Source organism: Leptolyngbya sp. FACHB-60, assembly GCF_014695775.1.
Classification (GTDB): Bacteria; Cyanobacteriota; Cyanobacteriia; order Phormidesmidales; family Phormidesmidaceae; genus Nodosilinea.
This window is the reverse complement of the sequence record NZ_JACJOX010000078.1, coordinates 1-17,325: the sequence shown is the minus strand read 5'-3', so window position 1 is coordinate 17,325 and position 17,325 is coordinate 1. Positions and strand designations below refer to the sequence as shown.

Sequence of the window (17,325 nt, the reverse complement as noted above, 5' to 3'; positions counted from 1 at the left end):
AACTTAAGTTCGGTTGAGGGCTCGTTGCAGAGATAGTGAGCACCTGTTGTTTTATGCCTTCGCTCACTCAACTTTGAGTTGGCGACAAATCTGCATTAGTCTCATAGGCTAAAGACATACAAATAACGGAGGCGGCGAGAGCTAAAGATAGAGATCATGGCAATCCTTCGATATCTTGAAAACTCCTTTTGCCAGTATGTCTAATGATCTAACGAGTGAAAATAGTCATTTTGATCAGCTCTTAATTTTACCCTCACAACGTGATCACTACCAAGGGTTACTCAACGCCTCAATCATACTCGTAGAGTATGGACACTACCAATGCCCTCAGTGTAGAAAACTCCATCAGCTAATTCAGGAAATTCAGCAACATTTTAGTTCTAGATTTCCTGGGGAGAACTGGATCGGTGTCGTGTTTCGTCACTTTATTGACGAGTATTCAGCCTATCCTCAAGCTCAAAAAGCAGCGGAGACAGTAGAAGCAGCAGCAGCACAGGGCCGATTCTGGCAGATGCACGATATGCTGTTCACTCAGCAGGAGGCCTTGGGCAATGGCTATCTGGTTGAATATGCCAATCGCCTAGAACTTGACGTTTGCCAGCTTCTGCAAGATCTCTCTCAACAAGTACATGTCGCTCGCATCAATCAAGATATTGAAGGTGGATTAGAAAGTGGAGTAACCACTGCTCCAGCTTTGTTTATCAATGGAATTCGGTATCGCGATCGCTGGAATGTTGAGCAGTTGATAGCAGCTATCACTACCGCAAGTCATTAAGCTTTCTGTTTCTCAACTTTTCAACGAAATTACAGATGAAACCTTGAATTCATTCGGAGCCTAGCTTATGGCTGTATGAGCGAAGTAGTAAGCTTTCCTACAAACACACTTTAAGCAAAGATGATGCAAACTATTTTTCGACCCCGTGCTAGCGATCGCGCTAATAGAGAGGTATCGAACGCAGTAACCTACAACATCCTGTTAGTAGAAAATGACGATCAACTTGCTCAACTAATCATTCAAGAACTTGACTGTGAAGGATATCAAATCACCTTAACTAAGGATGGTATCAGCGGTTTGCTCGCTGCTCGTCAAGCAAACCCACATTTAATTATTGTTAGCTGGGCTCTTATCGGTGTCTCCTGCATAGAGTTTTGTCATCGGTTGCGCTCAACTTATAACAATGTGCCCATTATTGTATTAACTCATGAAGGACAAGTTTCTGAAAGAGTCATGGGTTTAAATGCAGGAGCTAGTGATTGTCTTAGCAAGCCTTTTGCTATAGAAGAACTAATCGCTAGGATTCGAGCACACTTAAGAGAAGGGGCGAAAGAGACTTACCTTCTAAAATTTGAGCGTCTTGTTCTCAGCAAGAAGGCACGACAGGTTTACTACGAAAATCGAGAAATTGAACTGACTGCCAAAGAGTTCGATTTATTAGAATATTTGATGCGGCATCCCAACCAAGTATTGACCCGTTTACAAATTTTAGATGATGTTTGGGGGTGCGAAAACTTTACGAATTCAAATGTTATCGAAGTCTATATTCGATATTTGCGAATTAAGTTGAAAGCTCAAGGAGCAAAACAACTAATTCACACAGTGCGTGGCATTGGTTACGTGCTAAGAATCACACACCATCAGAATTAAATTTTCTAGCTTAAACTAATGCTGACGCGCTGAAACAGATTAATTTCTCAGCAGCATTTTAGTAATAATTTTTAAGCCAACTTATTCGCATTCCTTTTTAGCTACGTTCCTTATTGCCAACAATAGAAAAAGAGGATTTTATGACTCACTATGACTATATTGTAGTTGGCGCAGGCTCGGCAGGTTGTGTGGTCGCTAACCGTCTAACACAAGACAGTGACGTAACCGTGTTACTTCTCGAAGCGGGCAGCCCCGACACGAAACCAGAAATTCACATCCCAGCAGAATGTCTCAGTCTACAGGGCTCTGAAGTGGACTGGGCATATTTCTCTGAGCCCGAGCCCTACCTGAATGGCCGCACAATCTTTTGTCCCCGTGGCAAAGTTTTGGGCGGCAGCAGTTCGATTAACGTCATGATTTATATGCGGGGCCATCCTCGTGATTATGACCACTGGCAGGAATTAGGCAACCCCGGTTGGAGCTACCAAGATGTTTTGCCCTACTTTAAGAAATCAGAGCACTTCTCACGAGGTGCGTCCGAATTTCACGGAGTTAATGGAGAGCTGAGTGTCACCGATCACATTGCGCCTGCTGTAATATCTCAACGATTTGTAGACGCAGCAGTGTCACTAGGATATGACCACAATCCAGATCCGAACGGCCTGCAGCAGGAAGGAGCAGGGCTCTATCAGTTGACGATCAAGGATGGTAAACGGCACAGTACTGCTGCTGCCTTTCTTGTGCCCATTCTCCAGCGTCCTAATTTAACTGTAACAACAGGAGCGTTGGTAACTCGCCTGTTGTTTGAGGGTACTCGCACCGTTGGGGTGGAGTACCTCCATGAGGGCACACTGCACCAGGCCAGCGTTAACCAGGAAGTGATTTTAAGTGCTGGCGCGTTCGATTCGCCCAAGCTGCTGATGCTTTCTGGTATTGGAGATGCAGAACACCTGCAAGCGATGGGAATTCCGGTAGTGGCTGATTTGCCGGGTGTTGGTCAAAATCTCCAAGACCACCCTGTTGTCTCTGTAGCATATGAGGCAACTCAGGATTTACATGCGGCAAGCACCAGTAGTATCGCTGAAGCTGGCTTGCTCTTGCATACCGAGGGAATTTTGGATGCTGCGCCAGATTTACAGTTTCTCTTCGGTCCGGTTTTGTTGGCACCGCCTGGTTATGCCCATTCTGGTTTGGGTTTCGTAAGTTTTGTTTGTTTAACCCATCCCCAAAACATTGGCAGTGTCAGTTTACGTTCCCCCGACCCCAAGGACACGCCGATAATCCAAATGAACTTTCTCCAATGTGAAACTGACGTGCAAAAGCTTGTTGTCGGGATTAAGTTACTCCGTAACTTGTTTCATGCCAGTGCTTTGGATGAGTTTCGCGGTAGGGAAGTTGCTCCGGGTGCTGACAAGCAGAGTGATGCAGCACTCGTTGCTTACGTTCGGGAAACTTGCAGTACAGTGTGGCATCCGGTTGGTACTTGCAAAATGGGCACTGACCCAATGGCAGTGGTAGACCCTGAACTACGAGTACGTGGGCTTGAGGGGTTGCGCGTTGTAGATGCTTCTATCATGCCAACGATCACCACAGGCAATACGAATGCACCGACGATCATGATTGGCGAAAAAGCCGCCGATTTAATTAAAGCTTCGGATCACGTTTTACAGCAAATACCTTCAGCAATTGCAAACTAACTTTTCATCACACAAATCGTTTATTAACGGAGCAATCTCGTGACACAAGCTCTTTGGCTCTTTGGCTCTCACCTCAATATTATTGCCGATCACGCTACAACTGGAGGACAGTACGATCTCATCGAAGGCTACTTTCCACCGGGCATACAAACCCCTCCCCATCGCCACACACGCTATTCCGAGCAACTCTATGTATTGGAAGGTGAGTTCACGGTCTGGGCAGGTGAGAACAAGGTTGTACTGAATGCGGGTGAAAGCTTCCTGATTGCTCCATATACCCCTCACGTTGTCGCGGCGCTCGGCGATCGCCCTGCTCGCGGATTGGTCGTTGCTGCGCCTAGTTCCTTTGCTCGATTGATTGCAGCAGTGGGGACGCTGGATGAGGCAGAACCATCAGACATGGCACTGTTTGAGCGTATTTCTGCTGAGATTGGTGATGAAATTCTGGGTGCGCCCGGAGATTTACCTTCCAGTTGAGGTTATGACCTGCCACCTTTCCGCATAAGAAATAAACCGATTCACAGAGAATGCCGCTTAAAGGTTTGGAGCTGGAGATGAAACTTATCTCTGTTAATGTCGGGCTACCGCGTAAAGTCACCTGGAAAGCAAAAACTGTTACCACCGGGATTTTTAAAGAGCCAGTCAGCGATCGCGTGATGGTGCGATCGCTCAATTTAGACGGCGATCGGCAAGCAGATTTAACGGTTCATGGCGGAGCAGACAAAGCAGTCTATGTTTATCCATTCGAGCATTATGACTACTGGCGTGGTGAATTACCTGACACAGAGCTAACAATAGGCAACTTTGGTGAAAATTTCACAACCACTGGACTGAGAGAAGACGACGTGAACATTGGCGATCACTTTCAGATTGGCACCGTCAAACTCATGGTGACTCAGCCTCGGATGCCTTGCTACAAACTGGGAATTCGGTTTGGACGATCAGATATGGTGAAGCGATTTCTCGCTAGTCGTCGCACAGGGTTTTACTTTCGTGTATTGCAAGAGGGTGAAGTCGGAACTGGAGACACTCTAGAGTTGGTAAGCCGGGATGAAAACAATATCACAGTTGCCGATATTACTCAACTTTATGTTGATGCGGATGATAATCCAGAGCTACTTCACCGCGCCGCCCAACTTGAAGCTTTACCCAAGAGCTGGCGTGACTACTTTCAGCGGTAGCGTGTGTTGATTGCACACCACAATTGCATCACTTATACAATTACAAGGAGTAGCGGAATGACTACTTTTCGCACAGTTTCGATCGATGGTCTAGATATCTTTTATCGAGAAGCAGGCTCTCGTAAGAATCCAACAATTTTGCTATTACATGGCTTCCCAACTTCCTCTCATATGTTTCGAGATTTAATTTCTGCGCTGGCTGATCAATTTCATCTGGTTGCCCCTGATTACCCTGGTTACGGCAACAGTTCGATGCCAACCGTGAATGAGTTTGATTACACCTTTGATCACTTAGCTGAGATCATGGAGAAATTTATTACCGCGATCGATCTCAAAAAATACAGCCTCTATGTGATGGATTATGGTGCTCCGATCGGCTATCGCATTGCTGCTAAGTATCCAGAGCGAGTACAAGCTTTAATTGTTCAAAACGGAAATGCTTACGAGGAAGGTCTACGCGAATTTTGGGAGCCGATTAAAGCGTATTGGCAAGACCGCTCACCTGAGAATGCAGACAAGCTCAAATACCTTGTCACTTTGGAAACAACGAAGTGGCAATACACCAACGGTGTTCGCAACCCTGAAGCAATCAGTCCGGATACCTGGAATATGGATCAACGCTTCCTCGATCGCCCCGGAAATGATGAGATTCAATTGGCGCTGCTTTATAGCTATGGTACGAACCCACCGTTATATCCACAGTGGCAAGAGTATTTCCGCAAATATCAGCCACCAACCTTAATTGCTTGGGGCAAGAACGACTATATCTTCCCTGCCGAAGGCGCTTATCCCTACAAGCGTGACCTAGAAGACGTTGAGTTCCATTTACTTGATACCGGACATTTTGCTTTAGAAGAGGAAGGAGAGGCGATCGCAAACTATATCACTCAATTTCTCGCATCCCGACTGCAACCTGTTCCTGCCTGACCAGTGGAAGGATGAGCCATCCTAAACATCCAATGGCTCATCCTCATCATGACCACAGTCATGCTTAAACAGTGTTGTGCATTAGCAGCCATCCCAAACAACTACAGGATTCATCATGCAAAAATTAGATGGAAAAGTCGCGCTTGTCACCGGCGGTACTAGCGGCCTCGGTCTTGCCACTGCTAAGCACTTTGCCGCTGAAGGTGCCTATGTCTTCATCACGGGTCGTCGTCAGCCTGAACTGGACGCTGCCGTAAAAGAGATTGGTAAAAACGTCACGGGTGTTCAGAGTGATGCTTCCAAGATGGAAGACCTCGATCGCCTGTTCGCCACAATCAAGCAAGAGCAAGGACATCTTGATGTGATCTTCGCCAATGCAGGCGGCGGAGAAATCGCCCCACTTGGATCAATCACTGAGGAACATTTTGATAAAACGTTCAACACGAACGTTAAAGGTTTACTGTTCACCGTGCAGAAGGCACTGCCTCTGTTGCCGGAGGGCGCTTCCATCATTCTGAATGCTTCGATTACTTCGATCAAAGGCACTCCGGCCTTTAGTGTTTACAGTGCAACTAAAGCCGCCGTGCGATCGTTTGCCCGAAATTGGATACTCGACCTTAAGGATCGCAAGATCCGAGTCAACGCTATTAGCCCCGGCGTAGTTCCGACTCCTGGCTACAACCTCATGGGACTGAGTGATGAGCAGGTGCAGGAATTCGTAGCCAGCCAAGCTGCCAATATCCCATTAGGGCGAGTCGGCACGCCCGATGAGATTGCCAAAGCTGTTGTCTTTCTTGCTTCGGACGACAGCAGCTTTGTGAGCGGCATCGAGCTGTTTGTCGATGGCGGCATGGCACAGATTTAAGGCAGCTCCAGACGCGGTTGGCAACGCTCCAGTCGGGCTGTTGCTAAATAGGGTGATCCATCGTCACAAGCAAGGCAAGTCATCAAGCCAACGTTCGACTAATTCAGTTTAGGAGCCAGATGAGCACAATTACGACTAAAGATGGTACGCAAATCTATTACAAAGACTGGGGTACAGGACAACCCATTGTCTTTAGTCACGGTTGGCCCCTCAGCGCCGATGCTTGGGAATCGCAGATGTTTTTTCTTGCCTCGCACGGCTACCGTTGCATCGCGCACGATCGCCGCGGTCATGGACGCTCAAGCCAACCGTGGAATGGCAATGACATGGACACCTACGCCGACGATCTGGCAGAACTTCTTGAGGCACTGGATCTGAAAGATGCAGTGATGATTGGCCACTCTACGGGTGGCGGCGAAGTGGCGCGCTTCATCGGACGGCATGGAACGGCGCGTGTCGCCAAAGCAGTGCTGATGGGTGCAGTGCCCCCAATCATGCTTAAAACGGAGGCAAATCCGGGTGGGCTACCCATTGAGGTCTTTGACGGCTTTCGGGAGGCGTTTTTGGCAGACCGATCGCAGTTCTTTCTGGATGTGGCGAGTGGTCCGTTCTTCGGCTTCAATCGACCGGGGGCCAAAGTCTCTCAAGGGCTGATCAACGCCTGGTGGATGCAGGGCATGATGTCTGGTCACAAGAACGGATATGACTGCATCAAAGCGTTTTCGGAAACAGACTTTACCGAGGACTTGAAGAAGTTTGACGTGCCGACGCTAATCCTTCATGGCGATGATGATCAGATCGTGCCGATTGGAGCTTCTGCTCCCCTGTCTGCAAAGCTTGTCAAAGATTCAATTTTGAAAATTTATCCTGGTGGGTCGCATAGCCTGGGCGACACCAGTAGGGATGAACTCAATGCCGATCTGCTGGCATTTCTTAAGTCCTAGTGCTGAATTGTTGAGATGAGACGTTGCTGTTAACGATCGAATGATCATTTTCGTCTAATCGCATTTGTTACAGCTGGCTGCTTTGAACCTAACCGCCATAGGATTCGCAACCGTGAATAAACTAGACGGAAAATCGCAATTGTGACACGTGCTTCTAAGGGAATCGGTGCTTTTGATTTCGCCTGTATTACTGGTGAAAAGTTGTGCATCACTATGGTCCTCTTTGGCTTGGATCAGATCAATTTTGAAATAATTCGGTCGGTTATGAGAAATGTTCTCACTAGGAGAAATGCATGAGCAAATACATCACCGTGGATACCCATGACGGAACTTTTCAGTCTTATGTAGCGCATCCGGATGTCCTACCAGCACCAGCGATCGTTGTCATTCAGGAACTTTTTGGTGTCAATGCTGATATCCGAGACACCTGTGACGAACTCGCTTTGCAGGGATATATCGCTGTGAGTCCAGACTTGTTCTGGCGGATGGAGCCAGGTGTTGATATGTCGGATCAATCCGAGGCTGAATGGGAAAAGGGCTTTGCCCTCTACACAGCCTTCAACTATGACACTGGCGTTGCAGATATTGCTTCGACAATGGAGACGGCGCGATCGCTGCCTGGCACCAACGGAAAAGTTGGATTAATGGGCTACTGTCTTGGCGGTCTGATGAGCTTTATCACGACGGCGCGCAGGAGTGCTGATGCCTCTGTCGTTTACTACGGTGGCAGCATGGAAAAGCACCTGGACGAAGTAAACAATATCAAGAATCCGCTGTTGGTTCATCTGGGCGAGGAGGATGAGTACATCTCCAAGGATGCGCAAAAGTCCATCATCGAAACGCTAAAAGACGCTGCAACTGCTCAGGTGTTTACCTACCCAGGTTGCAAACACGCTTTTGCCCGACACCGTGGCATTCACTACGACAGGGATGCAGCCACCTTGGCCAATAGTCGAACCACTGACTTCTTCAAGTTGCACCTCAAGTAGGAAAGGTTTCCTCCTTTGATCGGGAGAGTTAAAGCAGCATTGCCCCTGATAACTCAACGGAACGACTGCTCGGCGAAGGGCATTGTATCCAATTGAATTGATGTGGAAACTGTCTTTTCGACATCCAACGAGACAAACAAACACAAAGGAGATCACAACATGAACATGCTCACCCTCAGGAAGGGTATCCGCCTGCTTCTGGTCGTCGCACTCTTTTTAGGAACCACTGTAATTACTTTTCTAGGAGTCACCATGAACACTGCAAGTGCACAAGACAAGCCCACCATCGTCCTCATCCACGGCGCGTTCGCCGAGTCTTCCAGCTGGAACGGGGTATTGAGCGAGCTAATCACGAAAGGTTATCCAACGATCGCTGTAGCTAATCCCCTACGAGGAGTCCAAAGCGACGCAGACTATGTCGCCAGCGTCCTCAGTGGCATCGAGGGTCTCATCGTGCTAGTTGGACATTCCTACGGAGGTGCGGTGATTACCAATGCGGTTAATGACGACGGGAACGTGAAGGCGCTTGTCTACGTTGCCGGTTTCGCTCCTGACACGGGCGAAACTGCCGCCGAACTCTCAGGACGTTATCCCGGCAGCACGCTTGGTCCGACACTTGCGCCGCCGGTCGAACTGCCCGATGGCGGCAAAGACCTATACATTCAGCAGGACAAATTCCATGCGCAGTTTGCCGCAGATCTGCCCACCTCAGACACGCAGTTGATGGCTAGCACCCAGCGTCCGATCACGGAAGCTGCGCTTAACGAAGGCTCCGGCGAGCCCGCATGGAAGTCTATCCCGTCCTGGTTTATCTATGGCGAGCGCGACTTAAACATTCCCGCAGCAGCGCAGGCTTTCATGGCGGAGCGCGCTAACTCAAAGGAAACGGTCGTGGTGCGTGGTGCATCACATGTGGTGATGGTTTCCCATCCAGATGCCGTTGTCGAGCTTATCGAACACGCTGCGGCTGATAACTAGAGAAGCATAAACACGTTGCGGATGTATGGAACTCGTCTTTTCGCAACTGCTTTGAATCCCATTGGAGAGCGGCTATCCAGTTTGCGTTCTCCGACTCAAACTGGATTACCGGGGAAGTGCCGCTCAGATGGTGGTTTTTAACAATCCGAAGCGTGAAAATTAACAGATAAGAAAAAACAATGAACATTAACAAGACTGACACCGCAGTGGTCGTTATCGATCCACAAAACGATGTTTTGAGCGAAACAGGTGTTTCCTGGGATTTGGTGAGTGACAGTGTTAAGGAGAACAAGACTGTCGAAAACATTGAGCGAGTCTTCAAGGTTGCCAAGCAAGCTGACTTTGAAGTCTTTATCTCCCCCCACTATTACTACCCTACCGACTATGGCTGGAATTTTGCTGGAACGGTAGAGCGGATAATGTTGGAGTCTAAAGAGTTCGATCGCAGTGGTGCATTGAGCCTTGACGGCTTCTTAGGGTCTGGTGCTGACTGGCTCGATCGCTACAAGCCCTTCATTGAGGATGGCAAAACGATCGTGGTCAGTCCCCATAAAGCCTATGGACCACAGAGCAACGACCTCGTTTTGCAACTGCGTAAGCGAAATATCTGCAAAGTCATTTTGCTTGGAATGCTAGCCAACATCTGTGTTGAAGCTCACTTGCGCGACTTAATCGAGCAAGGATTTGAGGTGCTCGTCGTCAAAGATGCAACGGCTGCCCCTCGGCATCCAGACCTGGGCGACGGCTACAAAGCGGCACTGATCAATTTTGGATATATCGCCAATGCAGTTATGTCTACAGATGAAATTGTAAAGGCCATGTAGTAGCCCCAAAGCCAAAATCGTAGGTCGGGTAGAGAAACAAAATCTAACCTCTAAACCCTTAATGGCAACCATCGTTGCTAAAGAGAAGCATTTGAAACAAATATGGCAAAAACCATTCTGATCACGGGAACCTCCTCTGGATTGGGCAAAGCCACTGCACGCCTTTTTGCTCACGAAGGCTGGAATGTTGTGGCTACAATGCGGCATCCGGAGAAAGAACAAGAACTTGTCCAGATCCCCAACGTACTGGTTACACGCTTAGACGTTCAAGATCGCGTGAGCATCACCGCAGCAATTGAGACTGCGATCGCTCGCTTTGGGCAGATCGACGCTTTGGTCAACAATGCTGGCTTTGGGCTCTTCGGGCTGTTTGAGGCAACGCCACCCGAAAAAGTAGTGGAGCAATTCAACGTCAACGTCTTTGGGGTTATGAATGTTACACGTGCAATTCTGCCACATTTCCGGCAAAACAAAGCTGGCTTGATTCTCAATATAAGCTCAGGAGCGGGCGTAGTTACGCTGCCGATGCTTTCGCTATATTGCGCTAGCAAATTCGCCCTCGAAGGCTTTAGCGAAGCCCTTTCCTACGAGCTGGCTTCGCAAAATATTGCCGTAAAGATCATTGAACCTGGTGGCATCGCAAACACGAAGTTTGAGCAACGTATCGGCATTGAGACTGTGGAGAATAGTGCAATTCCTGACTATGAGCGCTTCGTCACTCACACCAACGCCGTCTTTGAGAGCCTCCGCGACGCGCGCCAAGCCACAGAGGAGGATGTTGCAAAGGTAATTTACCAGGCAGCAACCGATGGCACAAATCGTTTGCGCTACGTAGCAACGGACGACATTCAATCGATGATCAAGGCGAGACGGGAAACCTCTGAGGATGAATATATTGCCTTCATGCGAACTCACTTTGGCACTAAATGACCGCTCACGTTAGGTAATGTAAGTATGAATTCTGAGTACTACGACGACATTATTATTGGCGGCGGTAAAGCAGGTAAAACACTTGCACCAGCGCTAGTTGCTGACGGACGGAAAACAGCATTGGTTGAATGCAGCTTAACCATGATTGGTGGCGGGTGCATCAACGTTGCCTGCATTCCCACAAAAACAATGGTAGCGAGTGCTCACGTTGCAAATGCAGTGCGAAATAGTGCTACGTATGGAGTTAAAACCGATGCACTCACCGTTACTTTAGTCGCCGTGATTCAACGCAAACGAACGGTTGTCCAATCCATGCGTGACATGAATTTGCACAACCTAGAAACTGCTTTAGGTCACAACCTGATTATTGGAACAGGACAATTCATTGCGCCCAAAACAATCGAAGTGACAACCGCCGAAGGTAAAACCCGGCACCTCACCGCAGAACGCTTCTTTATCAATACAGGTACAAGACCGTCAATTCCATCGGTGCCTGGACTCAAAGAAGTTGGTTTCTTGACTAGCGAATCGATCATGGAGCTAGAACATCTGCCAGAACATTTGATCGTTCTCGGTAGCGGCTACATTGGTTTGGAATTTGCCCAGATGTTTCGGCGTTTTGGATCTCGCATTACTGTAATTGGGCAAGGTGAGCAAATTCTGTCACAGCAAGACCCTGATATTGCGATCGCCGTTCAAGCACTTTTAGAACGAGACGGTATTGAATTCCTGCTAAAGGCAAAGGTGTTAAGAGTCGTTCGCGAAGCGTCTCCTTTGGAGAATCGCGCTGGTAATGCAACTGAGCTACAAATTCAAGTCGCTGACCAGAAAATAACTCTTCAGGGTTCACATCTGCTTGTCGCTGTTGGGCGTGTGCCTACCACTGAAACTCTAAATTTAGCCGCTGCTGGTGTAGCAATCGATGCCTATGGATTTATCCCAGTCAACGATCGCCTGGAGACCAACATACCGGGAATTTGGGCATTAGGCGATATTAATGGAGGACCACAATATACCCATGTATCGCTCGATGATTACCGCATCGTCAAAGCAAATCTAATTGATGGCGGTAACCGCAGTACGCGCGATCGCTTGATTCCGTCGTGTCTTTTTATCGATCCAGAACTGGCTCATGTGGGTCTAACCGAAACCGAAGCATGGCAACAAGGTTATGCTTATCGCGTGGCAAAACTGGATGCTTCAGCAATTCCCAGAGCGCGAACATTAGGGCAAACTGATGGCTTGCTGAAGGCGATCGTGGACACCGAGACAGGTAAAATTCTTGGTTGCTCACTGTTGTGTCATGAAGCGGGTGAAGTGATTTCGACGGTGCAGATGATAATGCAAGCGAAGATGCCTTATACCGTTCTGCGAGATGGTGTGTTAACTCATCCCACAATGACCGAGGGGTTAAATCTGCTGTTCTCGAAGCTGTAAAAAGGTTTATCTTCTCTGAAGCCTTGATTCATCACTTGAAGTTAATTCCAGGCACACATTCTCCATCTTGATGCAAGTCTGGGTGGTGCACGATTGCCTGCTCTCGCCTTTTGAAGAAAATTGCTACAGATGCTCACAAATTCAAAGGACATCTAGGCGTCAATATGATCCGGCACTGGGATCATGCTCACCCTGAGTACGTGGTAGTTGTCAAGTTTGATCAGTACAGCAACCTTAAAGTTTGGATGGAATCTGATATCCGACAGGAATGGATTGCGAGATTGTAGCCATTAATTGAAAAACCTGAGAATGTTCAAACCCTGACTGGGCTAGAAACTTGGTTCACGCTTTCAAATAAACTGATAGTTTCACCTCCTCGCTACAAGATGGTGTTAGTGACATGGTTAGGTGTATTTCTCATGCTTCCTATCCCAGATCGTTTGCTAGCATCACTACTGTCCGAATTTCCTGCATTGCTCAAGCAACTGATCAGTACGGGATTCAGTGTTGTCCTGCTCACTTATTTCATCATGCCGCACCTAACTCAACTATTTCGTAAATGGCTGTATCCTGTGTCATGAGCTGATATCTGTTGCAGCGCTAAATCAATGCTGTCAAGAGTACAAATCTTCAGTCTTCTATAGCGATTCTCGAATGGGTGAAGTACATGGGCTGACTGCCTGATATAAGTGCGTGAAAGGCTTGAAACCTCGTCAAGCGAGAGGGAAAACATTATGCAGCAGAAAGGGATACGTTCGTTGCCCCGTCTTTGAAGCTGATTAAGGAACATCAGCAATACATCCTGATGACAAATAAAGTGTCATCAGGATGTATTGCTGTCGTAAAACAGCAGTGACAGAATACTGGCGATTACTGCCCCCCGTTCTGATAAAGCGATCGCGATTTTCCAGTGGCTACAATTGGATGGGCTAAGGGCTGCGTCATCTAGGGCTCAATTTGGGTTTTGGGCAGAAGGCGAGATCGAGATGCTGTGCGCTCACTCCACACCACGCTCCTAAGTTGAGCTGACTACGCTGCGATCGACAGTACTTTGAGACAGTGGATTCAGGATTTGTGCGACGCAGCCTAACGTTTCTGCCTGACACATTTTTGAAAACCCTTGACGCCGGGCAATACCGATGACCGCAAGCCGGTTCCCGAGATGACCAAAAACCTAGTCGGCAGGCTGTTTAGAGACCAAGGGTATATTTCGCAGACATTCTTTGAGTCGCTCTTTGAGCGTGGCTTAGAACTGATTACCAAACGGCGCAAGGACATGAAAAACGCCCTGATGCCGCTGCTCGACGAGATCTTGCTGCGCAAGCGTCTGATTATCGAGACGGCCAATGACCCACTCAAAAACCTCTGCCAAATCGAGCATTCGCGTCACCGTAGTCCCTTGCGTAACGAGAACCGCGACAAAGCCGCTTTCGCAAAACTAGGATCTGGAACCCTCAACAAGGTCGATTTTAAGAAACTCTGGATTGCAAATCTCTATAAGGCTGACTTACATCAGCTGCGCAATGAGAACCGCAGCAAAGCTGACTTTGGCCAGTCTTAAAGGGTTGAACGAAACATTCGCAAAATCAGCTGGTTCCTTGCGGAATGGTAGCCCTTGATGTTGTAATTCTCTTTGGCAAAGTTAAAGTTGAGTCACCCTGCCCCCTCGGTATAAACATACCAAGGGGGCAGCTGTCTTTTGACGAATAATCCCTAGGGCAGCTGCCCAGAGGACGACCGCGTCAGCTCTTCCTGAAGTAGGTTTTCGTAAATGCGCGGCAGTCGAGCAGTCATGCTGTTTGACTCGATGCCATAACCCAAACTGGTCCAGGTGCCCGAGAGGCGGCGCAACACTTCATCTAGGCGATCGTCCCGTAGGGCGTTAGGAATATCCAAATTCCAGGCAGAGGTGTCTCTGAGCCAGTAGTAGACCACCAGATCTTGCGATTCGGGGTCAAAGCTGTAGTCGCCCCAGGCGCTAAACCAGCTAGAAGCCTTGGGATGATACTGGCGGGCTTTTTCTTGCCAGGTGCCGGTTAAAAACTGGTAGCGCCCGGCAGCAGTGGTGCAGTGCCCCTGATTTGGCCCCGCTACAATCTCAACGCAGATGTTGGGATGGCGGTTGAGCTGCGGCACGAGGTTGCCGCCGTAAAGCACATTGTAGGGCTGATTGGTGTTTGACTCGGCGGCAGAAATCGTGCGCATCAGGGCGCGAATGTAGGGGTCGCCCCCCGACATGGCCAGTGGCTCAGGATGGCTGACCCATACGGTCTCTTGAATCTGCCGCAACGAGGGATAGGGCAGCGATCGCACGCCCACAAACCCCACCCCTAGCAGCAGCAGGGCAATAAACAGCGCTCGCCGCTGCTTTGCCTTCTGAATCCGGCGCTGCCGGGCGAGGGTAGGAGAGGGGCTGGAGGGCAGTGAGGTCACAGGCAGCGGCATGATTCAGGAACAGGGGGCTAGATGCACCCAGCGCAGAGGTAGGACAAGCGCCCTCCACTGCCCTTTAGACAGGGCAAGTCTAAGCCATTGCAATGGTAGCTCATCGGCCCAGAAACCTGAGCCGGGGTGCGGCCCCTAGCGATCTACCGACCCCATAATGATGTCGATACTGCCTAGAATGGCCATAATATCGGCCACCTTCACCCCCTTCAGTAGGTGGGGCAAGATTTGCAGATTGACAAAGTCCGGGGCGCGGATCTTCCAGCGCGAGGGGAAGATACTGTCATTGCCGATGAGAAAGATGCCCATCTCGCCTTTGCCGGTTTCCACTCGGACGTAGTGCTCGCCCGCAGGGATTTTGAAGGTAGGGGCAATTTTTTTGCCAATGAACTGGTAGTCAAAATTGTTCCACTCTGATTTCGGGCCTTCGGCCATGCGCTTGGCCTCAAGGTTCTCAAAGGGGCCGCCCGGAATTTGGGCACAGGCCTGCCGCAAAATTTTGACAGATTCCCGCATTTCGCGAATGCGCACCTGGTAGCGAGCCATGCAGTCGCCAGCGGTTTCGTAATGCACGTCCCAATCGAAGTCGTCGTAGCACTCGTAGTGATCGACCTTGCGGAGATCCCACTTGACGCCAGAGCCACGCAGCATTGGGCCTGACAGCCCCCAGGAGATCGCTTCGTCGCGGGTAATGGTGCCAATGCCCTCAATTCGGCGGCGAAAGATGGGGTTGTTGGTAATTAACTTTTCGTACTCGTCGACCTTGGGCAAAAAGTAGTCGCAAAAGTCGAGGCACTTGTCGAGCCAGCCATAGGGCAGGTCAGCGGCCACGCCGCCAATGCGGAAGTAGTTGTTGTTGACCATGCGGTAACCGGTAGCGGCTTCCCACAGGTCATAGATCATCTCGCGCTCGCGGAAGATGTAGAAGAAAGGGGTCTGAGCGCCGACGTCAGCTAGAAAGGGGCCAAGCCACAGTAGGTGGTTGGCAATGCGGTTGAGCTCCAGCATGATGACGCGAATGTAGCTGGCCCGCTTGGGTACTTCGATGTTGGCCAGCTTTTCAGGGGCGTTGACGGTAATCGCTTCATTAAACATACCCTCCGCGTAGTCCCACCGGCTCACGTAGGGCACAAACATAAGGTTGGTACGGTTTTCGGCGATTTTCTCCATGCCTCGGTGCAGGTAGCCAATCACCGGCTCGCAGTCGAGCACGTCTTCGCCGTCGAGGGTGACAATTAACCGCAGCACCCCGTGCATGGAGGGATGGTGGGGCCCCATGTTGAGCACCATGGGTTCGGTCTTAGTTTCAATAATCGACATAGGGGCTACCCAATCGTCAAAATCTAGTTCTGCTGTATCTTTGAGTATCTTAATGGGTATCGCCTCAGTTGGCATACAGAAGCAGGGATTGAGATTACTGATGGCAGAGCCAGAGTTTCATCATGTGCCGGTGCTGCCTGAGGCGGTGATCGAAGGGCTTAACATTCAGCCTGGTGGGCGGTATTTAGACGCGACTGCCGGTGGCGGTGGCCACAGTCGGCTGATGCTTGAAGCTGACCCAACCGTGAAGGTGGTGGCGGTGGATCAGGATGCGGCGGCGATCGCGGCGACTCAGGCCAATCTGGCCGAGTTTGGTGACAGAGTTTCTTTGTGGCACGGCAATTTTGCCGACTACAACCCCGCCGGAAATCTATTCGACGGTGTTTTGGCCGACCTGGGGGTGAGCTCGGTGCAGCTCGATGTGGGCGATCGCGGCTTTAGCTTTCGTCAAACCGCTCCCCTCGACATGCGCATGGATCCGCGCCAAGACCTCACCGCCGCCGACATCGTCAACCATTGGGATGAAACTGAGCTGGCCAACTTGATCTACAACTACGGTGAAGAGCGCCTTTCTCGTCGCATTGCCCGCAAAATTGTTGACCAGCGCCCCTGGCAGACCACCACCGATCTGGCCGAGGCCATCTCTTACTGCGTGCCGCGCAGCTATCGCTACGGTCGGATTCATCCGGCTACTCGCACCTTTCAGGCACTGCGAATTGCAGTCAACCAGGAGTTAAAGGTATTAGAAACCCTGCTGAAGGTTGCCCCCACCTGGTTAACTCCCGGTGGACGGCTGGTGATTATCAGTTTCCATAGTTTGGAAGATCGCCTGGTTAAGCACACCCTAAAAGACTCTCCCGATCTAAAAGTAATCACCAAAAAACCCGTAATTGCCACCGAAACCGAAGTGAGTCTGAACCCCCGGGCCCGCTCGGCCAAGCTGCGGGTGGCTGAGCGCGTTATTGCGCTGTAGCCTAGGGCGTGTCATCAATTAAGCCAAATCACGACAGCCGCCATGTAGATTGCACTAAGAAAGGTTTCTGCGAGCTTATCGTAGCGGGTAGCAATCGCTCGATACTGCTTAAGCTTGGCAAAGAAGTTCTCAATTAGATGCCGTGCTTTGTATAACTCCTGGTCATAGTC

General features: G+C 49.6%; 17 protein-coding genes and 1 pseudogene. 15 read left to right on the top strand and 3 right to left on the bottom strand.

Features of this window, described 5'->3' with window-relative positions:
• Window positions 1-175: 175 nt before the first annotated feature.
• From H6F57_RS26545 to H6F57_RS28180, 14 genes and pseudogenes are all read left to right on the top strand, one after another.
• Complete coding sequence (locus H6F57_RS26545; RefSeq protein WP_242043007.1) at window positions 176-775, top strand: DsbA family protein; 600 nt, start codon at window positions 176-178, stop codon at window positions 773-775.
• 123 nt (window positions 776-898) lie between these two features.
• Entirely contained in the window at window positions 899-1,645 is a 747-nt protein-coding gene (locus H6F57_RS26540; RefSeq protein WP_190507671.1) for a response regulator transcription factor, read from the top strand.
• Window positions 1,646-1,785: 140 nt separating this feature from the next.
• The gene (locus tag H6F57_RS26535; RefSeq protein ID WP_190507663.1) at window positions 1,786-3,342 is read left to right on the top strand and encodes a GMC family oxidoreductase N-terminal domain-containing protein; all 1,557 of its coding nucleotides are present in this window, start codon (window positions 1,786-1,788) and stop codon (window positions 3,340-3,342) included.
• Between the two features lie 39 nt (window positions 3,343-3,381).
• Window positions 3,382-3,819: a cupin domain-containing protein gene (locus H6F57_RS26530; protein ID WP_190507661.1), complete on the top strand. Its 438-nt coding sequence runs from the start codon at window positions 3,382-3,384 to the stop codon at window positions 3,817-3,819.
• A 77-nt stretch (window positions 3,820-3,896) separates the two neighbouring features.
• Window positions 3,897-4,523 (top strand): MOSC domain-containing protein, encoded by a 627-nt coding sequence (locus H6F57_RS26525; protein WP_190507660.1) that lies wholly within the window; start codon window positions 3,897-3,899, stop codon window positions 4,521-4,523.
• Between the two features lie 57 nt (window positions 4,524-4,580).
• Window positions 4,581-5,450 carry an alpha/beta hydrolase gene (locus H6F57_RS26520; RefSeq protein ID WP_190507658.1) on the top strand — a complete coding sequence of 290 codons (870 nt, stop codon included), beginning with the start codon at window positions 4,581-4,583 and terminating at the stop codon, window positions 5,448-5,450.
• 115 nt (window positions 5,451-5,565) lie between these two features.
• Complete coding sequence (locus H6F57_RS26515; protein WP_190507656.1) at window positions 5,566-6,315, top strand: SDR family oxidoreductase; 750 nt, start codon at window positions 5,566-5,568, stop codon at window positions 6,313-6,315.
• A 119-nt stretch (window positions 6,316-6,434) separates the two neighbouring features.
• Complete coding sequence (locus tag H6F57_RS26510) at window positions 6,435-7,259, top strand: alpha/beta hydrolase (protein ID WP_190507654.1); 825 nt, start codon at window positions 6,435-6,437, stop codon at window positions 7,257-7,259.
• Window positions 7,260-7,552: 293 nt separating this feature from the next.
• Window positions 7,553-8,248: a dienelactone hydrolase family protein gene (locus tag H6F57_RS26505; protein ID WP_190507651.1), complete on the top strand. Its 696-nt coding sequence runs from the start codon at window positions 7,553-7,555 to the stop codon at window positions 8,246-8,248.
• A gap of 252 nt (window positions 8,249-8,500) precedes the next feature.
• The gene (locus tag H6F57_RS26500) at window positions 8,501-9,226 is read left to right on the top strand and encodes an alpha/beta hydrolase (RefSeq protein ID WP_347275999.1); all 726 of its coding nucleotides are present in this window, start codon (window positions 8,501-8,503) and stop codon (window positions 9,224-9,226) included.
• 179 nt (window positions 9,227-9,405) lie between these two features.
• Complete coding sequence (locus tag H6F57_RS26495; protein WP_190507647.1) at window positions 9,406-10,050, top strand: cysteine hydrolase; 645 nt, start codon at window positions 9,406-9,408, stop codon at window positions 10,048-10,050.
• A gap of 102 nt (window positions 10,051-10,152) precedes the next feature.
• Complete coding sequence (locus H6F57_RS26490; RefSeq protein ID WP_190507646.1) at window positions 10,153-10,980, top strand: SDR family oxidoreductase; 828 nt, start codon at window positions 10,153-10,155, stop codon at window positions 10,978-10,980.
• Window positions 10,981-11,004: 24 nt separating this feature from the next.
• On the top strand, window positions 11,005-12,417 hold the full coding sequence (locus H6F57_RS26485) for a mercuric reductase (RefSeq protein WP_190507643.1): 1,413 nt from the start codon (window positions 11,005-11,007) through the stop codon (window positions 12,415-12,417).
• A gap of 1,120 nt (window positions 12,418-13,537) precedes the next feature.
• Window positions 13,538-13,978: pseudogene (locus H6F57_RS28180) on the top strand (transposase); the annotation flags it as partial.
• 152 nt (window positions 13,979-14,130) lie between these two features.
• Here the strand turns inward: H6F57_RS28180 and H6F57_RS26475 are convergent.
• Window positions 14,131-14,862, bottom strand: coding sequence for a glycoside hydrolase family protein (locus tag H6F57_RS26475; RefSeq protein ID WP_199290054.1), 732 nt, complete (start codon window positions 14,860-14,862; stop codon window positions 14,131-14,133).
• A gap of 135 nt (window positions 14,863-14,997) precedes the next feature.
• The gene (locus H6F57_RS26470; RefSeq protein ID WP_190507639.1) at window positions 14,998-16,182 is read right to left on the bottom strand and encodes an NAD(P)H-quinone oxidoreductase subunit H; all 1,185 of its coding nucleotides are present in this window, start codon (window positions 16,180-16,182) and stop codon (window positions 14,998-15,000) included.
• Window positions 16,183-16,282: 100 nt separating this feature from the next.
• Here H6F57_RS26470 and rsmH point away from each other — a divergent pair, with 100 nt between their 5' ends.
• Window positions 16,283-17,155 (top strand): 16S rRNA (cytosine(1402)-N(4))-methyltransferase RsmH, encoded by an 873-nt coding sequence (gene rsmH / locus H6F57_RS26465; RefSeq protein WP_190507637.1) that lies wholly within the window; start codon window positions 16,283-16,285, stop codon window positions 17,153-17,155.
• Window positions 17,156-17,169: 14 nt separating this feature from the next.
• On the opposite strand, the gene H6F57_RS26460 is transcribed toward rsmH, so the two are convergent.
• Window positions 17,170-17,325, bottom strand: a 156-nt coding sequence (locus H6F57_RS26460) for a transposase (RefSeq protein ID WP_190507635.1), incomplete at its 5' end; no start/stop codon positions are given.